This is a genomic window from Actinophytocola algeriensis, from assembly GCF_014203735.1.
Classification (GTDB): Bacteria; Actinomycetota; Actinomycetes; order Mycobacteriales; family Pseudonocardiaceae; genus Actinophytocola; species Actinophytocola algeriensis.
Genome location: NZ_JACHJQ010000012.1, coordinates 47,869 through 70,698 on the forward strand (window position 1 = coordinate 47,869; position 22,830 = coordinate 70,698).

At 71.5% G+C, this 22,830-nt stretch carries 22 protein-coding genes; 17 read left to right on the top strand and 5 right to left on the bottom strand.

From position 1 onward, the window contains the following. The first annotated feature begins 4 nt into the window (after positions 1 to 4). The 11 genes from FHR82_RS41645 to FHR82_RS41690 all read left to right on the top strand — a co-directional run bounded on the left by FHR82_RS41645 (position 5) and on the right by FHR82_RS41690 (position 11,208). Positions 5 to 928, top strand: a complete 924-nt coding sequence (locus FHR82_RS41645; protein WP_184816212.1) for a phytanoyl-CoA dioxygenase family protein — start codon at positions 5 to 7, stop codon at positions 926 to 928. A 12-nt stretch (positions 929 to 940) separates the two neighbouring features. Then, complete coding sequence (locus FHR82_RS41650) at positions 941 to 1,738, top strand: DUF3050 domain-containing protein (protein WP_184816213.1); 798 nt, start codon at positions 941 to 943, stop codon at positions 1,736 to 1,738. An 8-nt stretch (positions 1,739 to 1,746) separates the two neighbouring features. Continuing rightward, positions 1,747 to 2,772: a methyltransferase gene (locus tag FHR82_RS41655; RefSeq protein ID WP_184816214.1), complete on the top strand. Its 1,026-nt coding sequence runs from the start codon at positions 1,747 to 1,749 to the stop codon at positions 2,770 to 2,772. A 34-nt stretch (positions 2,773 to 2,806) separates the two neighbouring features. Further along, the gene (locus FHR82_RS41660; protein WP_184816215.1) at positions 2,807 to 4,114 is read left to right on the top strand and encodes a cytochrome P450; all 1,308 of its coding nucleotides are present in this window, start codon (positions 2,807 to 2,809) and stop codon (positions 4,112 to 4,114) included. Then, entirely contained in the window at positions 4,111 to 5,379 is a 1,269-nt protein-coding gene (locus tag FHR82_RS41665; RefSeq protein ID WP_184816216.1) for a 3-oxoacyl-[acyl-carrier-protein] synthase III C-terminal domain-containing protein, read from the top strand. Before FHR82_RS41660 ends, FHR82_RS41665 begins: the two co-directional genes overlap by 4 nt. 3 nt (positions 5,380 to 5,382) lie before the next feature. Then, positions 5,383 to 6,297 (top strand): 2-hydroxy-acid oxidase, encoded by a 915-nt coding sequence (locus FHR82_RS41670; protein ID WP_184816217.1) that lies wholly within the window; start codon positions 5,383 to 5,385, stop codon positions 6,295 to 6,297. Positions 6,298 to 6,430: 133 nt separating this feature from the next. Beyond that, complete coding sequence (locus FHR82_RS41675) at positions 6,431 to 7,675, top strand: MFS transporter (RefSeq protein ID WP_184816218.1); 1,245 nt, start codon at positions 6,431 to 6,433, stop codon at positions 7,673 to 7,675. After that, entirely contained in the window at positions 7,665 to 9,074 is a 1,410-nt protein-coding gene (locus FHR82_RS41680; RefSeq protein WP_184816219.1) for a condensation domain-containing protein, read from the top strand. The genes FHR82_RS41675 and FHR82_RS41680 overlap by 11 nt, the downstream gene beginning before the upstream one ends. A 45-nt stretch (positions 9,075 to 9,119) precedes the next feature. Continuing rightward, positions 9,120 to 9,254 carry a hypothetical protein gene (locus FHR82_RS46980; protein ID WP_260418196.1) on the top strand — a complete coding sequence of 45 codons (135 nt, stop codon included), beginning with the start codon at positions 9,120 to 9,122 and terminating at the stop codon, positions 9,252 to 9,254. Continuing rightward, positions 9,251 to 10,234 carry a thiamine pyrophosphate-dependent dehydrogenase E1 component subunit alpha gene (locus tag FHR82_RS41685; protein WP_184816220.1) on the top strand — a complete coding sequence of 328 codons (984 nt, stop codon included), beginning with the start codon at positions 9,251 to 9,253 and terminating at the stop codon, positions 10,232 to 10,234. Before FHR82_RS46980 ends, FHR82_RS41685 begins: the two co-directional genes overlap by 4 nt. Further along, positions 10,234 to 11,208: an alpha-ketoacid dehydrogenase subunit beta gene (locus tag FHR82_RS41690; RefSeq protein ID WP_184816221.1), complete on the top strand. Its 975-nt coding sequence runs from the start codon at positions 10,234 to 10,236 to the stop codon at positions 11,206 to 11,208. Before FHR82_RS41685 ends, FHR82_RS41690 begins: the two co-directional genes overlap by 1 nt. A gap of 11 nt (positions 11,209 to 11,219) precedes the next feature. On the opposite strand, the gene FHR82_RS41695 is transcribed toward FHR82_RS41690, so the two are convergent. After that, positions 11,220 to 11,933, bottom strand: coding sequence for an SGNH/GDSL hydrolase family protein (locus tag FHR82_RS41695; RefSeq protein WP_184816222.1), 714 nt, complete (start codon positions 11,931 to 11,933; stop codon positions 11,220 to 11,222). On the opposite strand from FHR82_RS41695, the gene FHR82_RS41700 reads away from it, so the two are divergent. The 5 genes from FHR82_RS41700 to FHR82_RS41720 all read left to right on the top strand — a co-directional run bounded on the left by FHR82_RS41700 (position 11,934) and on the right by FHR82_RS41720 (position 17,946). Further along, positions 11,934 to 12,536 (top strand): TIGR03086 family metal-binding protein, encoded by a 603-nt coding sequence (locus FHR82_RS41700; RefSeq protein ID WP_184816223.1) that lies wholly within the window; start codon positions 11,934 to 11,936, stop codon positions 12,534 to 12,536. It abuts the gene before it with no gap. Positions 12,537 to 12,967: 431 nt separating this feature from the next. Then, a complete protein-coding gene (locus FHR82_RS41705) occupies positions 12,968 to 14,293 on the top strand; it encodes an SGNH/GDSL hydrolase family protein (protein ID WP_184816224.1) in 1,326 nt (441 codons plus the stop codon). A gap of 182 nt (positions 14,294 to 14,475) precedes the next feature. After that, entirely contained in the window at positions 14,476 to 15,432 is a 957-nt protein-coding gene (gene lipP1, locus FHR82_RS41710) for a LipP1 family hormone-sensitive lipase (protein WP_184816225.1), read from the top strand. Continuing rightward, positions 15,422 to 16,525: an alpha-hydroxy acid oxidase gene (locus FHR82_RS41715; RefSeq protein WP_184816226.1), complete on the top strand. Its 1,104-nt coding sequence runs from the start codon at positions 15,422 to 15,424 to the stop codon at positions 16,523 to 16,525. Before lipP1 ends, FHR82_RS41715 begins: the two co-directional genes overlap by 11 nt. Further along, on the top strand, positions 16,525 to 17,946 hold the full coding sequence (locus FHR82_RS41720; RefSeq protein WP_184816227.1) for an aminotransferase-like domain-containing protein: 1,422 nt from the start codon (positions 16,525 to 16,527) through the stop codon (positions 17,944 to 17,946). Before FHR82_RS41715 ends, FHR82_RS41720 begins: the two co-directional genes overlap by 1 nt. 165 nt (positions 17,947 to 18,111) lie before the next feature. Here the strand turns inward: FHR82_RS41720 and FHR82_RS41725 are convergent, their stop codons facing one another. Further along, entirely contained in the window at positions 18,112 to 18,267 is a 156-nt protein-coding gene (locus FHR82_RS41725; protein ID WP_184816228.1) for a hypothetical protein, read from the bottom strand. Between the two features lie 173 nt (positions 18,268 to 18,440). Continuing rightward, positions 18,441 to 19,376 (bottom strand): 3-oxoacyl-[acyl-carrier-protein] synthase III C-terminal domain-containing protein, encoded by a 936-nt coding sequence (locus FHR82_RS41730; RefSeq protein ID WP_184816229.1) that lies wholly within the window; start codon positions 19,374 to 19,376, stop codon positions 18,441 to 18,443. Positions 19,377 to 19,405: 29 nt separating this feature from the next. Between FHR82_RS41730 and FHR82_RS41735 the strand changes: the two genes are divergently transcribed. Then, positions 19,406 to 19,837: a PaaI family thioesterase gene (locus tag FHR82_RS41735; protein ID WP_184816230.1), complete on the top strand. Its 432-nt coding sequence runs from the start codon at positions 19,406 to 19,408 to the stop codon at positions 19,835 to 19,837. 23 nt (positions 19,838 to 19,860) lie between these two features. Here FHR82_RS41735 and FHR82_RS41740 read toward each other — a convergent pair whose 3' ends face one another. Further along, positions 19,861 to 21,153, bottom strand: coding sequence for an MFS transporter (locus tag FHR82_RS41740; RefSeq protein WP_184816231.1), 1,293 nt, complete (start codon positions 21,151 to 21,153; stop codon positions 19,861 to 19,863). Continuing rightward, entirely contained in the window at positions 21,150 to 22,703 is a 1,554-nt protein-coding gene (locus tag FHR82_RS41745; protein ID WP_184816232.1) for a class I adenylate-forming enzyme family protein, read from the bottom strand. The genes FHR82_RS41740 and FHR82_RS41745 overlap by 4 nt, the downstream gene beginning before the upstream one ends. Positions 22,704 to 22,830 lie beyond the last annotated feature (127 nt).

Here is a 22,830-nt window from a genome sequence, read left to right on the forward strand (position 1 = left end):
ACAAGTGACCACACTGGAACGGTTCGCACTGTCCGAAGAGGACAAGGCGCTGCTGCCGTCGGACGCCGACGTCGCGTTCTACGCCGAACACGGCTGGTACCTGAGCAAGAAGCTGTTCACCGACGACGAGGCCGACGAGCTGACCGCCGCGAGCGAGCGGTACTACGCGGGCGAGCGGTCGCGGCTGCTCCCGGCGCGGCCCCCGAGGCTGGCGTACTGGACGCCGGAGAAGGGCGACGTGCAGCGGCACAACGACTACGTGCACTACGAGCACGACGCGCTGTCGGCGCTGCTGCGCAAGCCGCTCATCGGCGCGGTGGCCGCGCGGCTGGCCATGGCGGCGGAGATCCGGATCTTCCAGTCGACGCTGATCTTCAAGCCACCGATCGCCGGTGAGCAGTCCAACATCGTCCCGTGGCATTTCGACAAGCACTACTGGGCGTCGTCCTCTTCCGAGAACATGCTGACCGCGTTCATCCCATTTCACCATTGTGATGAGGAAATGGGCACCATTACGATGGTGGACGGCAGTCACCGGTGGACCGAGATCGGCACCGACGACAGCACCACGCGCCATTTCGCGGAACGGGACCGGTCCCAACTGGAGCAGATGCTGGCGGAGAACGCGGCGCACAACGGCGCCGAGGTGCGCAAGGTGCCGATGGTGATTCCCAAGGGGCACATGAGTTTCCACCACTGCAAGACCTACCACGGCAGCGGGCCCAACGTCAGTGCCCGACCGCGGCGCGCGGTTTCCCTGCACCTGCAGGACGGCGCCAACGAATTCCGTGAACTCACGTTGTCGGACGGCAGTTCCGCGTTCTACAATCACGACAGTCTGGTCCGGAGGACGGCGGACGGCCGCCCGGACTACGCCGACCCGGATTACTGCCCCATTCTGTGGCGCGACCAGAACACCCTTCCCTGAAGGAGCACGATCTTGTCCAGATATGACTGGGGACAGACCCACCCGGGAATCGAACGGCTCGAAAAGGCCGTCACCGAGGCCCGCGACCGGGTCGTGCGGCACCCGCTGTACGCCGGCCTCGACACCCACGACGCCGTCGTCACGTTCATGGAACACCACGTCTTCGCGGTGTGGGACTTCATGTCGCTGCTGAAGTCGTTGCAGCGCGAGCTCACGTGCGTCACCGTGCCGTGGATCCCGACGGGCCCGACCGGCAGCCGCAGGCTCATCAACGACATCGTGATGGTCGAGGAGTCCGACGAGCTCGGCGAGGGCTTCATCAGCCACTTCGAGCTGTACGTCAACGGCATGCGCGAGGCGGGTGCCGACACGACCGCCATCGACACGCTGATCGACCTGCTCCGCGGTGGCGCCAAGGTGCAGGACGCGCTCGTCGAGGCCGGGGTGCCGGGAGCGTCGGTCGACTTCGCGGCCACCACCTGGAACATCATCGAGAACATGCCGGTGCACTGCCAGGCCGCGGCGTTCGCGTTCGGCCGGGAGGATCTGATCCCGGACATGTTCACCCAGGTCGTCGCCATCAACGAGCGCAGCGGGAAGCTGGGCACGTTCGTCGACTACCTCGAGCGGCACATCGAGGTCGACGGCGAGTTCCACACCCCGATGGCCATGCAGATGGTCACCGACCTGTGTGGCGACGACGAGCAGAAGTGGCAGGACGCCGCCGACACCGTGAACACCGCGCTCGCCGCGCGGGCGAAGCTGTGGGACGAGATCCTGACCGCCATCAAGAACCGCGCCGACGGGTGAGGCCGGTCGTGGCGGAGACACCGGTGGCGGGCGGGTTCGCGCGGCGCAAGCTGCTCGGCATCCTGTCGGGCAGCTGGGTGGCCCAGTGCTGCTACGCCGTGGCGAAGCTCGGGATACCGGACCTGCTGGCCGACGGGCCGCGTTCGGTGGACGAGCTCGCCGCGGCGTGCGGGGCCGACCCGGGTGCGCTGGCGCGGTTGCTGCGCGGCATGGCTTCGATCGGCCTGTTCCGCAGGACCGCACCGGGCACCTACGTGCTGACCTCGGTCACCGAGTGCCTCCGCTCCGACGTGCCGAACTCGTTGCGGCAGAACGCGATCCTCGACGGCGAGGAGGTGTTCCGGTCCTTCGTGGACATCATGCACACGCTGCGGACCGGGACACCCGCCTTCGACGTGGTCCACGGCGAGCCGTTCTACGAGTACCTGGGCAGCCACCCCGGGACGGCCGCGTCGTTCACCTCGGCGATGAACGCGAACCGGGTGCCTGCCACGCTCGCGTCCTGCGATCTGTCCGATGTGGACATGCTCGTGGACGTCGGCGGCGGCAGCGGCGGCCTGCTCGTCGAGGCGCTGGCGGCGCACCCGGCGATGCGTGGCGTGCTCCTCGAACTGCCGGAAGCCGTTCGCCATGCGGAGAAGTCGCTCGCCGAGGCGGGCATCGCCGACCGGGTGCGGCTCGTCGAGGGTAGCTTCTTCGACGCGGTGCCCCCGGATGGCGACGCTTACGTGCTGGCCAGGGTGCTGCACAACTGGGCAGACGACAAGGCCCTGCTGATCCTGCGGCGGGTGCGGGCGGCGATGACGCCGGGCGCGCGGCTGGTGGTGCTCGAGCAGTTCATGGCCGACGAGGACAGTGCGCCGGACGGCGCGTCCGGGATGGTCGACCTGCTGATGCTCGTGCTGCTCGAAGGGCACGACCGGACCGAGGCGCAGTACCGGGTGCTGCTCGCCGAGGCCGGGTTCGTGGTCGACGAGGTGCACCACGGCGCCAACCCCACCGCGGACAGCGCGCTCGTCGCGCGTGCCGCATGAGATCCCTGCCAGTCCTGCGGAAGGAGGTGCGGCGATGACCGGACCGGCGGTCCACAGTGGATCGATCAGCTCGCTCGGCCCGCTGCTCTCCCGGGAGGGGCGCCGGGATCCCAACCCGTTCTACGCACAGCTGCACCGGCAGGGGCCGGTGTGCGTGCTGACCGACCCGGCGACCCGGTTCGACGTGGTCGTCCACGGCTACGACGCGGTGCACGCCGCACTGCGCGACCCGGCACTGCACGTGATCACCGGCGAGTACCGCGACCAGGGCGGCACCCGCTGGCGCGAGCACCTCTCGCTGCGTGTGCTGGCCGACTCGATGTTCCTCACCGAGGGCGAACGGCACACCACCGCGCGGCGGCGGTTCGCCCACGCGTTCAGCGCCCGGCGGGTGGCGGCGCTCGAGCCGGCCGTCGACCGGATCGTCGCGCGGCGGCTCGACCGGCTCGCCGCAGCGGCGGAGCTTGCGGAGCGCTCGTCAGGCACAGCGGCGGAGCTTGCGGAGCGCTCATCAGGCACAGCCGGGGCGGGCGGTGCGCCGGTGGACCTGCTCGCGGAGTTCGCGCTGCCGATCCCCAGCGACGTGGTCGGCGAACTGCTCGGCGTGCCGGAGGCCGACCGGGACTGGTTCCCGCCTCGGGTGCGGGCGTTCGGCGCGATCCTCGACCTCGGCGCCGGGGTGTGGCGCCACCAGAAGGCGGCCGACACGGCCGCGGCAGAGCTGACCGCCTACTTCGCCGACCTGCTCGCCGCCCGCCGCGCGGACCCCAGGGACGATCTGGTCAGCGCGCTCGTCACCGCCGAGGACGACCCGGCGGACGATGCCGAGTTGATCGCGAACCTGCTCACGACGTACAACGGCGGCTTCGTCACCACGACCCACCTCGTCGGCAACGGCGCGCGGCTGCTGCTGGACGACCCGGCCGAGAAGGCGCGGGTGCTGGCCGATCCGGCGCGGCTGGACGACTTCCTGCAGGAGGTCCTGCGGTACGAGCCACCGGTGCACTTCGGCACCCGCTTCGCGGCGGCCGACACCGAGATCGCGGGCACCCCGGTGCCCGAGGGCAGCCGGGTGCTCGTGCTGCTCGGCGCCGCCAACCGCGACCCGAGCCGGTTCACCGACCCGGACACCTTCGACCCGGGCCGCGCGGAAGGACCACCCCTGTCGTTCGGCGCGGGCGTCCACTACTGCCTGGGCGCCGTGCTGTCCAAGATGGAGGGACGGATCGCGCTGCCCGCACTGCTGCGCCGCTTCCCGGACCTCGCGCTCGCGGGCGACCCCGGCGAGCGCACCACGCTGATGCTGCGCGGCTACGAATCTCTCCCGGTGAGAGTCTCATGACGACTCTCGCGGACGTGGCCGCGTTCCTGCCCGAGCGCGTGGTGCCGGTCGAGGAGATGGGGCCAGAGCTGGGTCTCACCCCGACACAGGTCCGGGTGCTGCGCCGGTTCAACGGGCTCGGCGAGGTGCGCAGGCAGCGGCCCGGTGAGACACTGGTCGACCTTCTCGAGGCGGCGGCGCGGGCACTCCCGTCGCTGCGGGGCCGCGAACACCTGGTGCGCTACGTGATCCACGCGCGCGGTGTGCCGGTCGTGGCGCCCTACCCGGTCAACCCGGTGCACGAGCTGCGGCAGCGGCTCGGCCTCACGAGCGCGACCGCGTTCACGGTGACGCACCACGCGTGCGTGTCCGGTCTGCTCGCCATCGACATCGCCGGGCGCCTGTCCGCCAGGCACCCCGACCCGGGTGCGCTCGTGCTGGTGGTGGCGGGGGAGCAGGTGTTCACCATGGACGCGCGGCTCACGCCGGACCACCGCGTCTTCGGTGAGGGGGCAGGCGCCTGCCTGGTCTCGGCGGGCGGCCCCGGCGACGCGGTGCTGTCCTTCGCGTGCGGTCAGCGCAGCGACCTCGACCACTACTCCGAGGAAGGTGCTGCTGGCGCTGCCGGCGCCGCCGGCATGGACCGGTTCGCGCAGGAGTACACCGAACTGCTCGCCGAGGTGATCCTCGCGGCGGTCAAGCAGGCGGACCTGTCGCTCGACGACCTCGCACTCGTGTTGCCGCACAACGTGAACGTCGTGTCGTGGCGGCGGGTGTGCAGGCGGATCGGCCTGCCGGTGGACCGCGTGCTGCTCGACAACGTGCCGCTGGTGGGGCACACGCCGTCGGCGGACACCTTCATCAACCACGCGTCGGCGGTCGCGCTCGGGCGCCTCACCCCCGGCGACCGGTACCTCACCGCGGGGGCGGGCTTCGGCGCGGTCTTCTCGGCGATGGTCCTCGAACACCGGGCGGCCGGTCACCCGGCCGCCACACAGCACGGGAGCGGGAACATGGCGGCAATCGAGGTCACGGACCTGCGCGGCCGGGTGGTCGACACCCTCGGTGTCCTGCTGGGCAGGTTGCTCGGCGCGGACCTGGTGGTGTCCGAGGAGACCAGGCTGTTCGACGAGCTGGGACTCAGCTCGTCGAAGACCCTCGAGCTGTTGCTGGCGTTGGAGGACGAGCTGGACCTCCAGGTCGACATCGAGGACATCGACCGCCGCGACCTCGTGTCGGTGGGCTCGCTGAGTGACTTCGTCGTCGCCAACGTGGACGGTGCGTGAGCCATGTTCGTGACCGGTCCACCGACGGCGGGTACGGGGCTGGCGCTGCGGCGCGTGGCCCACCGCGGCCACACCGGCCCGCCCATCGCCGACTCGTCGCTGGCCACGCACCCGACGCTGCGGCCCTACCTCACCGACCTCGCGGCCACCCGAGGGCTGGCGCTGCGTGCGGAGGTGCTCGGCACCGGCCAGGCGTACGCGGAGCTGGCGGCACCCGTGGTCGAGGCGGTCACGTCACCGGACGAGCCCGTCGACCTGCTGGTGCTGGCCTTCGGCGTGCCCGACGTGCAACCCGGCCGCAACGCCGCGCTGCGGCTCGCGGCGCACTGCCCCGGCCGCCCGCTCGCGTTCGCGGTCTGCGACCAGGGACCGGCCGCCGCGTTCACCGCGCTGGGGCTGGCCGCCGACTACGCCGCCACCGGCGTGTGTGCCCGCGCGGTGCTGGTGGTGGCCGAGCAGGCGGCGGTGCCCTACCCGCTCACCGCGCAGGCGCCCGTGCCGGAGCGGCACGCCGCGGTCGCGGTGCTGCTGGAGAGCGGGCCCGCGCCCGCGCACGTCCGAACGCACGCGGACCTGCCACCGGAGGCGGTCGCCGCGGTGCTCGCCGCCGAGGTCGCCGAGCTGACCGGTGAGCGCGACGACGTGACCCTCGTGCTGGGGCCCGGCGTGGGCACGGCACCGGACGTGCCGGGGGCCGAGATGCTTCGCGGGACACCGGAACTGCCCTACACCGGGGCGTGGGCACGCCTCGCCGACGGCGAACCAGGCCGGTTCCTGGTGATCGCCGACTACGACTCCGCGCTCGGCTACCTGTGCGTGGCCGGGCTCGAACCGAGTTCACGGCCTGCCGCCGACCTGGCGGTGGCCGGTTCACCGGGAACGGGAGGAGGTGTGGCGAACATGGCGGTCAAGGACTGAGCTCGTCGCTGCTAGGCAGCATCTCGTGTCGACTGGTCCGACCCGGTTGGTGGCCGGACCCGCGTGCGGGGACGGATGTCGCCGTCCCCGCACGGTCTTACCCGATTCTACGCCGAGAGGAGTGCCGGACCCGATGCGTATCCCGTGGCTCGGGCTGCCCGCGCGGAGTGGGCGGCTGGTCCTGGTCGGTCTCATCGACTCCACCGGGACGGGACTGTTCATCGCCGGGGCCGCGGTGTTCTACACGCAGGGCGCCGGGCTCTCCATCGCCCAGGTCGGCATCGGCCTCACCGTCGCGGGTCTGTGCGGACTGCTGGCGCTCACCCCGCTCGGCATGCTCGCCGACCGCATCGGCCCCCGTCCGGCCGCGGTGCTGCTGCACTTCTGGCGCGCCGCCGGGTTCGTCGCCTTCGCGTTCGTGCACGACTTCGTCACGTTCCTGGTCGTCGCCTGCGTCGTCGGCATACCGGCGCGCGCGGTCGACCCGGTCAACCAGATGTTCGTCGACCGCCACATCGGCAAGGAGCAGCGGACCAGGGTGATGGCCGCGTTCCGGGTGGTCGCCAACGTCGGCTTCACCCTCGGCGCGCTGCTCGCCACCGTGATCATCGCCATCGGCACCCGCCCGGCGTTCGTCGCGATCGTGCTCGGCGACGCGCTGACGTTCGTGCTCGCCGGCATCCTGCTGACGAGGGTGCCGCTGCTGGCGGACCACACGCCGGCACGGCCCACAGTGCGCGGATGGCCGACGTCGCTGCGGCAGGGCCGCTTCCTCGCGGTGGCGGCACTGCACGCGGTGTTCGTGCTGCACATCCCGTTGCTGTCGATCGGCATCCCGCTGTGGGCCACACAGCACACCACCGCGCCCGCGTTGATCGTCGGGCCGCTCATCGTGCTCAACACGATCCTCGTGATCCTGTTCCAGGTCCGGTGCAGCCGCGGCACGGAGACCCGCGCGGGCGGCATCCGTGCCCTGCGCCTCGCGTCGGTGTCGCTCGCCGGGTGCGCCGCGGTGGTCGCGTTCGCCGGGGAGACCGGCACCGTGCTCACCGTCGTGCTGCTGGCCGCCGGGATGGTGCTGCTGACCTTCGGCGAGCTGTTCCAGGTCGCAGGCGGGGTGAGCGTGTCCTACGACCTCGCGCCCCGGGACCGGCAGGGCGAGTACCTGGCGGTGTTCTCGCTGGGCACGGCCGCGATGTACATGGTCGGGCCCGTGCTCGTGACGATCGGGATCGTCGAGCGCGGCCCGGTCGGGTGGCTGGCCCTGGCCGCGGTCTTCCTGGCCGCCGGTTTCTTCGTCCGGCCCGCGGTCGAGGCGGCGGCCGCCCAGATCGAGCAGACACACCCGAGAGTCGAGGAACCCGAACATGTCGGATGAGCAAGAGTTGCCGCCGGGCGAGGTCGTGGACCGGATCACGGTCCCGTTCGCCGGGAGCGGGGCGGGCGAGGCGGACCTGACCTGGGGTCAGATCGGCCTCTGGCAGTCCATCGAGGCGTCCGGGAAGTCCAAGGCCGTGTTCCACATCGCCGAGGTCGAGCAGGAGACGACCGTCGACGACGTGGCCGGGATGCTGCGGTTCATGGTGTCGCGGCACCAGTCGCTGCGCACCAGGCTCGTGCTCCGCGAGGGCAGGCCGCCACGCCAGCGCTGCTCGGCGTCCGGTGCGGTGACGCTGACGGTCGTGGACGCGGGCGCGGACGACCCGGCCGCGGTCGCCGAGGCGGTGTCGCGGCGGTGGCAGCACGAGCAGTTCGACTTCGAGAACGAGTGGCCGATCCGGCTCGCGGCGATCCGCGCGAACGGCGTGCTCACCCACGTGGTCACCGTCATCCTGCACACCTCCGTCGACGCCTACGGCCTGAGCGCGCTCGCCGCCGACGTCGCGGCCCGCGACGCGGGGACCGGCGAGCCCGCCGGCCCGGTCACCGCCCTCCAGCCGCTGGAACAGGCGGCGCGGCAGGCGAGCCCGGCGGGGCAGCGGCAGAACGCGGCCTCCCTGAAGTACCTGGAACGGGTGCTGCGCGCCATCGACGCCGGCCGGTTCGGCGAGCCGAGGTACGGCGGCGAACGGTGGATCGACATGGTCCAGTACCGGTCGCCCGCCACCCTGCTGGCGGTGCGGGCGGTCGCCGCGCGCGAGCGGATCGACGACTCGCCGGTGCTGCTCGCGAGCTTCGCCGTCGGTCTCGCCCGCTTCACCGGGGTGAACCCGGTGCTGGCGATGCTCATGGTGGGCAACAGGTTCCGGCCCGGTCTCGCCGACTCGGTCAGCGCGCTGATCCAGCTGAGCCCGTACCTGATCGACGTCGCGGACACCACGGTGGGCCACACGGTGTCGCGCGCCGCCACGAGCGCGATCAACGCGTACAAGAACGCCTACTACGACCCGTACGAACAGGACGAGGTGATCGAGCGGGTCGAGCGGGAGCGCGGCGAGGAACTCGACCTGTCGTGCTTCTACAACGACCGGCGCCAGCAGGAGCGGAGCCACGTCGGCGAGACGGTCCCGAGGGAGGCGGAGATCCGGGCGGCGCTCGAGCACAGCCGCCTGTCCTGGGAGCCGGAGATCAGCATGCCGCGCCGCAAGATCTACTTCAACGTCGACGACCCGCCGGGTGCCATCGAGTTCGTGATGTCGGTGGACCGGCGCTACTTCGACCGGTCGGACATGGCGACGATCATGCGGAACATCGAACAGGCCGCCGTCGAGGCCGCGCTGGCACCGGAGGCGCCGACCCGTGTCACCCGTCGCGTGGCCGCGGGCGCGGGTCACTGAGTGTCCTGGTCGGACAGCACGTGCAAGGGAAGGAGGTGGGTGCGCATGCGTGTCGAGGACAAGCCGTTCGCGGGCACGGCAGCGCTCGCGCCTGCGATCGAGGAGGTGGCCGTGCGGGCCGCGATCGAAGCCGGCGCCTCCACCGCCGTCGGCGGCGCCCCGATGGCGGCCCTCCGATGACGGCATCCACAGTGGACATCGCGGTCTCGTTGTACCGGACCGTGCGGCTGATCCGCCGGTTCGAGGAGCGGGCGCTCGAGCTGGTGCGGTCCGGCGACATCGTCGGCGGCATCCACCCCTGCATCGGGCAGGAGGCGGTGCCCGCCGGGGTGTGCGCCGCGCTCGGCCAGGACGACCTCGTCACCGGCACCCACCGCGGGCACGGGCACGTGCTCGCGAAGGGTGCGGACCCGGCCCGCATGATGGCCGAGCTGACCGGCCGCGTCACCGGGCTCAACAAGGGCCGCGGCGGCTCCATGCACGCGGCGGACTTCGGCGTCGGGGTCCTCGGCGCCAACGCGATCGTGGGTGCCGCCGGTGCCATCGCGACCGGGGCCGCGTGGGCGCGGCAGCGGCTCGGGACCCCCGTGGTCGCGGCGACCTTCTTCGGTGACGGCGCGGTCAACGAGGGCATGCTCCTCGAAACGTTCAACCTGGCGGCGCTGTGGCGGGTGCCGGTGGTGTTCGTCTGCGAGAACAACGGCTGGGCGACCACCATGCGCGTCGACGACGCGGTCGCGGGCAGCATCACCGGGCGGGCCGAGGCGTTCGGCATCCCAGCGTCCACAGTGGACGGTCAGGACGCGGCGGCGGTGCTCGCGGCCACCCGGGAGGCCGTGGCGCGGGCCCGCGCGGGTGGCGGGCCGTCGTTCCTCGAGTGCCGAACCCAGCGGTTCGAGGCCCACCACACGTTCGAGCACGCGGTGCGGCTGCGCTACCGCACCGACGAGGAACTCGCGCTGATCCGTGCCCGCGACCCGCTCGACATCCAGGGTGCGCGCCTCGACGCCGCCGTGCGGGCGGACGTGGACTCCGAGATCGAGGACGTGCTCGGCCACGCCGTCGAGTTCGCGCTGGCGAGTGAGTTCCCCGACCCCCTCACCGCACTGGACCACCTGTACGCGAGCGGGCTGCGCCCGCGACCCGGGAGCGGTGTCTGATGCCGAAGCTGTCCTACCAGAAGGCGCTCAACCGGGCGCTCGCCGACGCGATGACGGCTGACGAGACGGTGTTCGTGCTCGGCGAGGACGTCCGGGTCGCCGCGTCGAACGTGACCGCGGGCCTGCACAAGCGGTTCGGGGACGACCGCGTCCTCGACACCCCGCTGTCCGAACAGGGCTTCACGAGCTTCGCCACCGGCGCGGCGATCGCGGGCATGCGCCCGGTCATCGAGTTCCAGATCCCCGCGCTGCTGTTCCTGTCGTTCGAGCAGATCACCAACCACGCCCACAAGTTCTCGCTCATGACCGGCGGGCAGTGCACCGTGCCCGTCACCTACGTGGTGCCGGGTTCCGGCTCGCGCACCGGTTGGGCGGGCCAGCACTCCGACCACCCCTACAGCCTGTTCGCGCACGTCGGCGTCAAGACCGTCGTGCCGGCCACCCCCGCCGACGCCTACGGGTTGTTGCGGTCGGCGATCGCCGACCCCGACCCGGTGGTGGTGTTCGCGCCGTCGGCCGCGCTCGGCGTCCGCGAGGACCTCGACTTCGGGACGCTCGCGCCGGTGTCGCTCGGGTCGGGCCGGATCCACCGCCACGGCACGGATGTCACCGTGGTGGCGGTTGGGCACCACGTGCACGACGCCGTCGCGGTGGCCGACGACCTCGCGGACAGCGTGTCGGTCGAGGTGTTCGACCCCAGGACGCTCTACCCCTTCGACTGGGACGGGCTCACCGAGTCGGTGTCGCGGACCGGGCGGCTCGTGGTGATCGACGACTCGAACCGGATGTGCGGGCTCGCGGGCGAGGTGATCGCGACGATCTCCGAGCGGGTGCGGCTCGCGGCCCCGCCCGCCCGGGTCACCCGCCCGGACGGTGCGGTGCTGCCGTTCTCACTCGAGCTGGACCGGTCGGTGCAGCCGAGCAGGGCGCAGCTCGCGGACGCCGTCGCCATCGCGGTCAAGGAACGGCCATGACGGGAACGCGGTCACTGCCGCCCTGCGGACGCCGTGCGGTCCGGGTTCTCGGCCAGGTGGGTGCCCAGCACCCGCACGGTCTCCGCGAGCGCGATCGCGTCGCCGCGCCCGTTGACGTGCCTGCCGTCGGCCGCGAACAGGCCGGGATCGGTCGCGGCCGGGTGTCCGGTGAGGTTCACGTGCAGCGTGCCGAGCTCCTCTGCGATCGCCGACGTGCGCGCGGACAGTTCCCGCATCCGCTTCCGCAGACCCGGGCGCAGCCAGTCGGGGATCCTGGGGGAGGGGGAGTAGGAGACGTTGAACAGCCCCAGCGTGAGCACGTCCGCGCCCGCCGCCCGCAGCGCGGTGATCATGGTCCGCAGCTCGGCGTCCACCGCGTCGGGCTTGTACGTCGCCGGGAACGCGTCGTTGGCGCCGCACACCAGGAGCGCGAGGTCAGGTTCGAAGTCCAGCGCGGGACCGAGCTGACCGGCGCGGACCTCCCGCGCACGCAGCCCCCGGTGCCCGAGGTTGAGGTAGTCGAGGCCCGGTGCGGTGGCGGCCAGCTCGCGCGCGACGCGGTCGGCGAACTGCACCTCGCTGTAGCCGGGCAGGGGCTCGGCGAGCCCCTCCGCGACGCTGTCGCCGAGGACGGCGAACCGCCGCCACGGGTGCCCGGCGAGCAGGCGGGCGCTGTCCCCCGCGCGCAGGCAGTGGGGATCTTCCGACTCGGTCAAGGAGTGCATGTGTCAATCGCCCTGGATCTGCGGGACCTGCGGGAGGCGAACCGCCGCGTGCTCGCGACGACCACGGAGATCGTCGCACAGGTGCGGGCCGACCAGCTCGACCTGCCGACGCCGTGCGACGGCTGGTCGGTGCGCGACCTGTTGCGGCACATGGTGGGCAACAACAACGGCTTCGCGGGCGCGGCACTGGGCCGGCCGCCGGACGCCGCCGTCTGGGACGGGGTGGACGTCACCGACCCGGCCGGTGAGTTCCCGGCGTCCGCGGAGCGGGTGGTCGCGGCGTTCGCCTCCGTCGAACCGCTGACCGGCACGTTCGCGGTGCTGGGCTACGGGGACGTGCCCGCTGCCCAGGCCGTCGGCATGTACTTCATCGACTACCTGGCCCACGGCTGGGACGTCGCCGTGTCGATCGGGGTGGACCCCGGCCTCGACCAGGACGCCTGCGCGGCCGTGCTGCGGATCGGTGCCGCGTGGCCGAGGGACTCGCCCGCGATCTGGGGGCCGGGTGCCCCGTTCGGCCGCCGGGTCGACGTGCCGGGGGACGCGTCGGTGGCCGACCGGATGCTCGGCTTCCTCGGCCGGTTCCCGGTGTGGCCGGGATGACCCCGCGCAATTCGCGGGACGAAAGGCGGCGAACAGTTTCCGCATTCGGATCCCGTGCGGCGGAGCGTGGCCGGTCACGATATCCATGCCCGCGGTCCGCCCCTTCGGTGAAATCACCGGCCGTGTCACTCCTTTTCGGACGGAGACTACCGGCCGCGCGCGTGCCGGGCCAGCGGCGGACGCCGTTTGTGCCGGAGGAAATGCCTGTTCCGGCAACGCATCGGTGCGGCAGGGGAGGTAGCAGTGTGCCATCGGAGAAACGCACTCCGTTGACCCGTAGTGCGGATGGGCAGGAATGACTGGTCTGGTCGTACGAATAGGGCGGTGCCGTTCGCGAACGGCATTGACCTGGAATCGGCGCGGGGCTACTTTCCGGACCCACTGCCCCCTGCTGCCACCGGCATGCCACATTTAGTTGGAGGATCCACCGAATGAACATTTCGAGGAAATGGCGGTCGCGGTCGCTGATCGCCTCCGGGCTGGCGGCGGCGGTCACGGCGACCGTGCTCGTCGCGGGCGCCGGCACGGGTGCGGCGGCAGGTGGGGGGCGGCACGACGCGCAGCGGGACTGGGTCGGCAGCTGGGCGGCGGGCGTCACCCGGGGCAACCTCACCGGCACGTCGTCGGTGGGGTTCAACAACCAGAGCGTCCGGATGATCGTGCACGGCTCGGTCGGTGGCTCGAAGGTCCGCGTCCGGCTCTCCAATGTCTACGGGGAGAAGTCGGTCGAGGTCGGGCACGCCACCGTCGCGAAGCCGGACACCGCCACCCCCGCGCTGACCGACGTCGACCCGGCCTCGGTCACGCGGCTGACCTTCGGCGGTTCGCCGTCGTTCGTCATGCCGAAGGGCGCCGAACTGCTCAGCGACCCGGTCGACCTGCGGGTGGGCGACGACCAGGACCTGGTGGTGAGCGTCTACTTCCCCACGCCGACCGGGCTGACCACGTTCCACTCGACGTCCCGGCAGAACAGCTGGTCCGGCAACGGTGACCTCGCGGACGACGCCGCGGGCACCGGCTACACCGTCACGCGCACCTGCTGCTGGTTCTTCCTGGCCGGCGTCGACGTGCTCCGCGACAAGGCGGCCGGCTCGGTGATCGTGTTCGGCGACTCGCTCGGCGACGGCAACGGCATCGCGGTCAACAGCAACCTGCGCTGGCCCGACCAGCTCTTCGACCGGATGCAGAGCAAGGTGCGCCACAAGGCGCTGCCCGGCGTGCTGAACGTCAGCCGTGCGGGCGCACGGCTGAGCCACGAGGGTCTCGAACCCGGCGACGGCGGCTTCGCGGGCTTCCCCGAGCTCGGCGACAACGCGTACTCCCGGCTCGACGAGGACGTGTTCTCCGAGACCGCCGCGCACGCGGTCATCCTGGACCTCGGCATCAACGACATCTGGATGAACAACGACTCGGCCGCGTCGATCATCGCGGCGATCCGCCAGCTCAACCAGCAGATCAAGCAGCGCGGGTACACGGTGCTCGTCGGCACCCTCGGACCGTTCGAGGGCCTGATGGGCGTCAACGGCACGACCGTGTGGTCGCCGGAGAAGGAGGCGACCCGCCAGGCGGTCAACGACTACCTGCGCACACACCGCGACGAGTTCGACGCGGTCGTGGACTTCGACAAGGTGCTCCGCGACCCGGGTGCCCCGAGCAAGCTGGCGCCCGCGTTCGACTCCGGCGACCACATCCACCCGAACGGCGCGGGCAACAAGGCGATGGCCGAGGCCGTCCCGCTGCACAAGATCGTTCGCTGACGGGGTGGTCCCGGTGGCCGACCGCGCCACCGGGACCACCGCCGTGTTCTCGGATGACCCCCTGGCAGCCGCACCTCAGGGGAACGTGACGCAAGCCAGCCACAAGTACGTGACCGAACAGAACTCGCCGTCCCCAGCGCGACCAGAACGTTGAGTTCCGGGGAGGCGGAACAGGGGCCCCGATGCCGCTTGACCCGCAGTTCGCCGCCATGCGTGCGGAACGCATGGCGCGTGGGGCGACACCGTTGTACGAGATGACGCTCGCGCAGGCGCGTGCCGCCGACCTCGCGGACATCCGCGCGGCGGGCGGGGACGCCGAGCCCGTGTTCGAGGTGACCGACGGGACGTTCCCCGGCAGGCGGGGCGTGCTGCCGGTACGCGTCTACCGCCCGTCCGCCGACCGTCCACTCGGGACATTGGTGTACTTCTTCGGCGGTGGCTGGACACTGGGCGGCATCGACACGTCCGACGGCGTCTGCCGGGCACTCGCGAACGCCGCCGGGTGCCTGGTCGTCACCCCGGGCTACCGGCTGGCGCCCGAGCACCCGTTCCCCGCTGCCGTGGACGACTGCCTCGCCGCGGTCGAGTGGGTGGCCAGGAACGCGGAGGCGCTGGGCGCCGACCCCGACCGGATCGCGGTCGGTGGCGACAGCGCGGGCGGGAACCTGGCGGCCGTGGTGGCCCAGGAGGGCAAGGATGTCGGCCCCCGACTCGCCGCGCAGGTGCTCGTGTACCCGAACACCTGCTACCGCTCCGGCACCGACTCGTTGCGCGACAACGACGACAGGTGGCTGTTCAACCACCACTCCGTCGACTGGTACTGGCGCAACTACCTCCCCGACCCCGGCGCGGGCCGCGACCCCCGGGTGTCACCGCTGCTCGCCCCGGACCTGTCGAGGCTGCCACCCGCGCTCGTGATCACCGCCGAGTACGACCCGCTGCGCGACGAGGGCGAGCGCTACGCCGAGCGGATGCGGGCGGCCGGGGTGCCGGTGGAACTGACCCGTTACGACGGGATGGCGCACGGGTTCTTCACCATGTCCGGGGTGCTGCCCGACGCCCGCCGTGCCGTCGCCCAAGCCGCGGAGTACCTGCGGAAGATGCCGGCCCTCCAGGGGACGCGGGCCGATGACGCGTGACGACCCGCTGACCGTCGCCGACGTCGCCCGGCTCGCGCAGGCGCGGCTGCCGAAGGAGCTGTGGGACTACGTCGCGGGCGGCAGCGGCGCGGAGACGACCCTCGCGGCCAACCGGGCCGCGCTCGACGAGGTGGCGGTGCTGCCCAGGGTGCTGGCGGGCGTGGCCGCGCCGGACCCCGGGACCCGGCTGCTCGGCTCCGCGTCCTCGCTGCCGCTCGCCGTGGCGCCGATGGCCTACCAGCGACTCCTGCACCCCGACGGCGAGCTCGCCACCGCCGAGGCCGCCGAGGCGGCCGGCGTGCCGTTCGTGGTGAGCACCCTGGCCAGCGTGACGGTGGAGGAGGTCGTGAAGACCGGCGCCACCACCTGGTTCCAGCTCTACTGGCTGCGCGCGCCAGGTGTCGTCGAGGACCTCGTGGCGCGGGCCGAGGACGCGGGTTGCGAGGCGCTGGTCGTGACCGTCGACGTACCGGTCATGGGGCGGCGGCTGCGCGACGTGCGCAACTCGTTCGTGCTGCCGGACGACGTGGTCGCCGCACACCTCACCGGCGGCGGCGACGGCACTGCGAGCCGCGCGCACGCCCGGGAAGCCGGGACATCGGCGATCGCCGCGCACACCGCGGCCGCGTTCGCCCCCGGACTCGGGTGGTCGGACCTCGAGTGGTTGCGCGACCGGACGTCACTCCCGCTGGTGCTGAAGGGGATCCTCGACCCCCGGGACGCCGTGCGCGCCGCCGGGTGCGGGGTGGACGCGGTCGTGGTGTCCAACCACGGCGGCCGCCAGCTCGACGGGGCGGCCCCGAGCATCGCCGCCGTGCCCTCGGTCGTGGCGGCGCTGGCCGGGCAGGCCGCCGTGTACCTCGACAGCGGGATCCGCACCGGCACCGACATCCTCCGCGCGCTGGCGTCCGGCGCGGACGGCGTGCTCGTCGGCAGGCCCGTGCTGTACGGGCTGGCGGCCGACGGCGCGCCGGGCGCCGGCCGTGTGCTTTCCCTGCTGGCCGAGGAGTTCCGCGACGCGATGACGTTGGCCGGGTGCGCCGACGTCGCCGCGGTGCGGGAGTTGTCCACCGTTCGAACTGTGAGGGCCTGATGACCGTCGTCGACCTGACCGGAGCGCTGTCCGAGGACCGGTCGCCCGCCGTGGTGCTGGCACCCGTCGCGGAGCTGCCGCCACGCCGCACACCCGTGCGCACGGACCTGTCCACCGAGGAGCTGCACCCCTCGCTGGAGGACCCGGCGCTGACGTCGATGAACCTCCTCAACGAGATCGCGAACCACTACCCGGACGCGGTGTCGTTCGCGGCGGGCCGCCCCTACGAGGAGTTCTGGGACGTCGACGACCTCCCGAGGTACCTCGCCCGGTTCACCGAGCACCTGCGCACGGATCTGGGCTACAGCGAGGAAAGGGTGCGCAGGACGCTGTTCCAGTACGGGCGCACCAAGGGGATCGTGCACGAGCTGGTGGCCGCCAACCTGGAGCTGGACGAGGACATCCGCGTCGACCCGGAGTCCATTGTGGTCACGGTCGGCTGCCAGGAGGCGATGGTCCTGGTGCTGCGCGCGCTCCGGTCCGGCCCGAAGGACGTACTGCTCGCCGTGTCGCCCACCTACGTCGGCCTCACCGGCGCGGCGCGGCTGGTCGACATGCCGGTGCTGCCGGTCGCGAGCGGCGCGGCGGGCATCGACTTCGACGACCTGCTCGACCAGGTCCAGGGCGCCCGCGCCGCCGGGCTGCGGCCACGCGCCCTGTACGTCATGCCGGACTTCGCGAACCCCTCCGGTGTCAGCATGACGGAGAAGACGCGCAGGACACTGCTGCAGCTGGCGCGCGAGGAGGACTTCCTGCTGCTGGAGGACAACCCGTACGGCCTGTTCCACAGCGGCGAGCGGGTGCCGACGTGCAAGGCGCTCGACGAGCAGCGCCGCGTCGTGTACCTGGGTTCGTTCGCGAAGACGGTCCTGCCTGGCGCGCGGGTCGGCTACGTGGTGGCAGACCAGACGGTGACGGGCCCGGACGGCTCGGCCGGCCTGTTGGCGGACGAGTTGTCGAAGATCAAGAGCATGCTGACCGTGAACACGCCCGCGTTGGCACAGGCGATCGTCGGCGGCAAGCTCCTCGAGCACGGATGCAGCCTGGTGCAGGCCAACGAGGGGGTGCGGGAGGTCTACGCGGCGAACCGTGCCCGGCTGGCCGACGGGCTCGCCGCCCGCTTCGGTACCGGCTCTCCGGTCACGTGGAACGCCCCCGCCGGTGGCTTCTTCGTGGTGGTCACCGTCCCCTTCCCGGCCGACGACGCGCTGCTGACCCGCTCGGCCCGCGACTACGGCGTCCTCTGGACACCCATGCACCACTTCTACGACGTGGACGGCCACGGCAGGAACGGCACGCGTTCCCTGCGGTTGTCCTGCAGCGTGCTGACGCCGGAACAGATCGACACCGGTCTGGACCGCCTGGCTCTCTTCATCACCGACGAACTGGCGAGAACGCGCCGTGGTGCGGAAGTGAGGTAAATCTTCGCGCCCGGCGGAATGTGGTTTCCGCCGGGCGCGACAATTCCTGACGGGCAGGACGGAAATCGACGTCCTGTCTTTTGTCGTGTCTCGTCGTTGTTTTGCCGCCGGCACGACAGTGGGCCCGTGTCGCGGAATTCCGCGACACGGGCCCACCGGTTTCAACTAGCTGAGTCCGGCCCCGGCCTCGAGCTCGCTGCCGCCGAACGCGCGCTCGGCCTCGCCACCACCGAAGTTGACTTCGCTGCCGCCGAAAGCCTGCTCGGCCTCGCCGCCACCGAACTGCGCCTGCTCGAACTCACTGCCACCAAACGTGCCCATGTGGGGGTCTCCTTTGTCGAGGGTATTACAGAAAAAGTATCCAGAGTATTCCTCCCTGCCGCAAGCTGCATTCGCTCCGGAATACTGCGCCGAACGGCTGCTGTCGTTGGTGCCGAATGGTGTTCCAGGTGGATTACTCACGGTCCGTCATGGGTGTTCGTGAAATGCGCCGCTCAGTGCTCGACAACCATCGCGGAGAAGATGGCGCCGTACGCGGCAGAAGCCATGAGATAGCGGTCTCCCGCCCTCAGCATCCCGCTGTCCACGGCGGTGCGGTAGTTCAGGAAGGGGTCTGCCGCGAACGTGTGGCCGATCAGGGGCACGTTGTCCAACAGCACGGCCGTCGGCGGCAGCCCGAGCTGCCTGCACACCTTCCGCCATGACCGCACGTTCACGTTGTGCGGCAGGATCAGCCGGAGTTCGTCGACGCGCAGCCCGGCCCGCTCGGCGGCGGTGCTGATCACCTCGGCCACCAGCACGGTGTACTCCTTGGCGAAGCGCTCCGCGTGGTCCGGGCGGTCGGTGGCCCAGTGGTCGAGGTCGCCGCGCTGCAGCGTCGCGTAGCTCAGCACCCGATCGCGCCCGCCTGCCGAGGACACGAGGCAGGCGGCGGACGCCTCCCCGAAGATCCGCGCCTCCGGCCGCAGTGTCTCGTCGAGGGTGAAGACCTGCTCGGCGGCGACGATCAACGCGAGCGCGTCCGGGTCACCGTCCAGCGCGAGCAGCCGCCCGGCCATGTCCACCGCCAGCAGCCCCGCGGCACACCCGTGGTGGGTGACCGCGAAGGCGGTCGCGCCACCCACGCCGAGCTGTTCGCACACGTCCGGCAGCGGGTTCAGCGGGTGGGGCTGCGAGACCGGCACGGTGCGCGCGTACAGCACGTAGCGGATCTGGTTCCGGAGCGCGGCCAGTGACGGCAGGTTGTGCGCGGCCCGCACCAGGAGGTCGGTCAGCGTCTCGCCCGGCTGCTGGCGGCGTACCTCCGAGTAGCCGTAGGACCGCCGCAGGGTGTCGACAGTGGAGGCGGGCAGCTGCCAGTCGGCGAGCAGCTCCTCGAGCGGTACCAGGCGATCCGGCAGGTGACCCGCGATCTCGCGGAGAGCGGTCATGAGCGATTCCTTCGTACTACTGTCGACCCATGACGGGAGAACGCACCGGCCACTTCTGGGATGCCGTCGAGGGCCGGGCGCCGATGCCCGCGGCGACGATCACGCTGGGCTGGTCGCTGATCCACGCCGACACCGAGCGGGGCGAGATCGAGGTCTCCTTCGAGGCGTCCGAGGAGTTCCTCAACCCCGCGGGCAGCGTCCAGGGTGGTTTCCTGACCGCGATGCTCGACGACACCATGGGCCCCGCGCTCGCGGCCACGCTGGGGCCGGGCCTGTACGGGACGACCATCGATCTCAAGGTGAGCTTCCTGCGGCCGGCCAAACCCGGGCGGCTGGTGGGCCGCGGGCGGGTCGTGCACCGCGGCAGCACCATCGCCTTCCTGGCGGGCGAACTGCTGGACGACGCCGGGCGGGTGGTGGCCGTGGGGTCGGCGACCACCCGGATCGTGCGGACCGGCTGAGCCGCCGGGCTCACCGATGGTGTTCACCCGGTGGTGTCGGCGGTGAGCCGGGCGTCCACACCGGACCGGTAGCGCAGCAAGGGGATCATGGTCACCACCAGGCACAGGGTTCCGGACAGGATGATCGCGGGCTGCAGCCCGAAGCCGGCGACCGCGAGCCCGGCGATGGTCGCGCCGAACGCGAGGCTGCTGCCGGAGACCGCGGTCACCATGCCGAACACGCGGTTCTGCAGTTCGACCGGGACGCGGGCGTAGAGCATCGCGCCGAGAATCGGCCGGAACGCCGCCTGGCTCACCCCGCAGAGCGCAGAGACGACGAGTATCACGACGAGGCTGTCGGTCAGCCCGAGCGTCAGCTGCCGTGGAGCGACGCACAACGCCACGCTGACGCAGAAAGTCAGGTACCGCGGCAACTTCGGCCCGAAGACGGTGAACGCGATGTTGCCCCCGATCGCACCGAACGCGAACGCGCTGAGGATGAGCCCGACCGCGGTCGCCTCACCGAAGTGCTCGTCCACCCACAGCGGCACGAACACCGCGTAGTTGGCGACGGTGAACAGGTTCACCACCGAGGTCATGGCGAGCATCCCGACCAGCAGCCGGTCCTGCCACAGGTGACCGGCGCCGCGCCGCAGTGCGGTGAAGTACCCCTCCTTCACCGCCGAGTCGCGGTCCGGCAGGGTGCCGGCCGGCGGGTGCACCAGCAGTCCGATGAGGAGTGCGGACAGGGCGAAGCTCGCCGCGTCGAACCAGATCGCGCCCTGCGGTCCCAGCCAGACGATCAACAGGGCGCCGAGCGGCGCGGCCGTCACCATCGCCACGTTGCCGGCCCCGTCGTAGATGGCGGTGGTCCGGATGATCTTCATGCCCGCCGCGTCGCTGACGGGACGGAGCAGGACGTGCTGGGCCCGGCCGCCGACACCGGTGAGCGCGCCCTTGACCGCGACCAAAGCGGCCAGCGGGAGGAACCCGATGTCCGGCGTCACCGCGACGACGGCCATGGCGAGCGCGGCGGCGCACTCCGCGACGATCAGCGTGCGCCGGATCCCGAACCGGTCGGTCAGCGGGGTGGCGAACACCCCGGCCAGCAGGGCGGGCACGACCGAGGCCATGGAGATCAGGCCCATCTTCGCAGCGCTACCGGTGCTGGTCAGCACCAGCCACGGCACGGCCACCGTCGTCACCACGCTGCCGAGCATGGACACGACGTGGCCCGTCAACAGCGCGGCGAGCCCGATCCTGCTGGCGGTCCGGCTCCTGCCCGGTGTCTCGCCACCAGGTGCCTCGCTGCCCGCCGCCTCGTTGACCGCGCTCAATCCGCCGTGCTTTCGACCAGCACGTGCTCGGCCGCGTACTTCTCGCGCAGCTGCCGGGTGTTCGTCTTGCCACTGCCGGTCCTGGGCAGGTCGTCGACGAACTCGAACGACCGCGGCGTCCACACCCAGCTGAGCTTCTCCTTGACCAGAGCGGAAAGCTCCTCCTCGGTCACCGTGGCGTCCTCGGTGAGCACGAGGTAGGCGTGGGCGGCCTCCCCGAGTTCCTGGTGCGGCACACCGATCACGGCGGCCGCGCGGACCTGCGGGTGGGTCGTCAGCACGTCCTCGATCGCGCGCGGGAAGATGTGGTGGCTGCCGTAGGTGGTGATGATCATGTCGCTGGCGCGGCCGGTGAGGTGGATGTAGCCGTCGTCGTCGACGTGGCCGAGGTCGCCGGTGCGCACCCAGCCGTCGACGAGCGTCGCCGCGGTCTGCTCCGGATTCCCTACGTACCCGGCGAAGTTGAGCAGGCTGGCCACCCACAGCTCGCCGGTCTCCCCGACGGGCAGCACGGTGGTGCCGTCCTCGCCGCGGATCTGCAGCCGGACGTCGCCGTACGCGGGTCCACACGAGCCGATCCGGTCCGGGTCGGTGCCGACACCGGGATACGCGGAGATGAAGGGCGATTCCGACAGCCCGTAGGTGATGCGGACGACCGGGCCGAAGCGGTCGACGGCCTCCCGCAGCCGCACCGGGTTGGTGGCCGCGGTGCCCACGCTCAGCACGGCCATCGCGGACAGGTCGCGCTTGTCGATGTCGGGGTGGTCCAGGATCTCGTAGAGCATCAGCGGGGTGATGAACGTGGAGTTGACCTGTTCGCGCTCCAGCAGTTCGAGGAACTCCGTGGCGCGGAAGAACCGTGAGACCAGCAGTGTGCCGCCGGTGAACAGGTACAGGAACGCCGAGGTCTGCCCGGCGACGAACCACATCGGCGTGATGGAGAGGTGGCGGTAGCGCGGTTCGTCCGCCGCGAGGATGTGCTCGGCGAGCGTGATCAGCTGCTCGTAGAGGTTCGCCGTGTGGAGCAGCGGCTTGGGAATCCCGGTGGTGCCGCTGGTCTGGAAGACCGACTCCGGCGTCCCGGTCGCATCGTCCACATCGAAGGGTTCCGCGCCTTCGGGCCGCGGCGCGAGGATGTCCGGACCGGCCCCGCCCGGCCCGACGCAGTACGCCGGGATCCCGAGCCGGTCGACGAGCTCCTGGCCGATGCGCTCGTGCACCGCGACCTCGTAGAGCAGTGCCTCCGGCCGCACCTGCTCGAGATAGGCGGTCAGTTCCACGGGGGTGCTGGCGTTCGACACCCACGCGGTGCGGCAGCCGATCAGGTGCAGTGCGAGCTGGATCGCGTGGGCGTGCGGCGGATAGCCCAGGAGCATCCCCACCGTGGTACCCGGTCGCAGCCCCGAATCCACGAGGTTCGCCGCGATGTCGAGCGTCGCGGCGTGGAGATCGGCGTAGGTCAACCGGGTCTCGCCGTTGACCAGAGCCTCGCGGTCCCCGTACTCCGCGAAGAGTTCCAGTGCGCGCACCACGTAGTCCGGGGAACTCATCACACACTCCAGATGTACGTGAGCGGCGAGCGTCCGCCGCCCGAGGGATGCGAGCGGCCGAAGCCTACCTGGGAAATCGCGGAAACCGACCGGCACAAAATTGTTCCTGTCCCGGGGTGCGGAGCAC

Bases quoted from the DNA above. Each gene is read 5' to 3' on its own strand.
- FHR82_RS46980 (WP_260418196.1), top strand. From the start codon at position 9,120: ATGCGTGTCGAGGACAAGCCGTTCGCGGGCACGGCAGCGCTCGCGCCT.
- FHR82_RS41680 (WP_184816219.1), top strand. From the start codon at position 7,665: ATGTCGGATGAGCAAGAGTTGCCGCCGGGCGAGGTCGTGGACCGGATC.
- FHR82_RS41665 (WP_184816216.1), top strand. From the start codon at position 4,111: ATGACGACTCTCGCGGACGTGGCCGCGTTCCTGCCCGAGCGCGTGGTG.
- FHR82_RS41725 (WP_184816228.1), bottom strand. From the start codon at position 18,267: ATGGGCACGTTTGGTGGCAGTGAGTTCGAGCAGGCGCAGTTCGGTGGC.
- FHR82_RS41720 (WP_184816227.1), top strand. From the start codon at position 16,525: ATGACCGTCGTCGACCTGACCGGAGCGCTGTCCGAGGACCGGTCGCCC.
- FHR82_RS41735 (WP_184816230.1), top strand. From the start codon at position 19,406: ATGACGGGAGAACGCACCGGCCACTTCTGGGATGCCGTCGAGGGCCGG.
- FHR82_RS41695 (WP_184816222.1), bottom strand. From the start codon at position 11,933: ATGCACTCCTTGACCGAGTCGGAAGATCCCCACTGCCTGCGCGCGGGG.
- FHR82_RS41690 (WP_184816221.1), top strand. From the start codon at position 10,234: ATGCCGAAGCTGTCCTACCAGAAGGCGCTCAACCGGGCGCTCGCCGAC.
- lipP1 (WP_184816225.1), top strand. From the start codon at position 14,476: ATGCCGCTTGACCCGCAGTTCGCCGCCATGCGTGCGGAACGCATGGCG.
- FHR82_RS41730 (WP_184816229.1), bottom strand. From the start codon at position 19,376: ATGACCGCTCTCCGCGAGATCGCGGGTCACCTGCCGGATCGCCTGGTA.
- FHR82_RS41715 (WP_184816226.1), top strand. From the start codon at position 15,422: ATGACGCGTGACGACCCGCTGACCGTCGCCGACGTCGCCCGGCTCGCG.
- FHR82_RS41745 (WP_184816232.1), bottom strand. From the start codon at position 22,703: ATGAGTTCCCCGGACTACGTGGTGCGCGCACTGGAACTCTTCGCGGAG.
- FHR82_RS41675 (WP_184816218.1), top strand. From the start codon at position 6,431: ATGCGTATCCCGTGGCTCGGGCTGCCCGCGCGGAGTGGGCGGCTGGTC.
- FHR82_RS41705 (WP_184816224.1), top strand. From the start codon at position 12,968: ATGAACATTTCGAGGAAATGGCGGTCGCGGTCGCTGATCGCCTCCGGG.
- FHR82_RS41660 (WP_184816215.1), top strand. From the start codon at position 2,807: ATGACCGGACCGGCGGTCCACAGTGGATCGATCAGCTCGCTCGGCCCG.
- FHR82_RS41685 (WP_184816220.1), top strand. From the start codon at position 9,251: ATGACGGCATCCACAGTGGACATCGCGGTCTCGTTGTACCGGACCGTG.
- FHR82_RS41670 (WP_184816217.1), top strand. From the start codon at position 5,383: ATGTTCGTGACCGGTCCACCGACGGCGGGTACGGGGCTGGCGCTGCGG.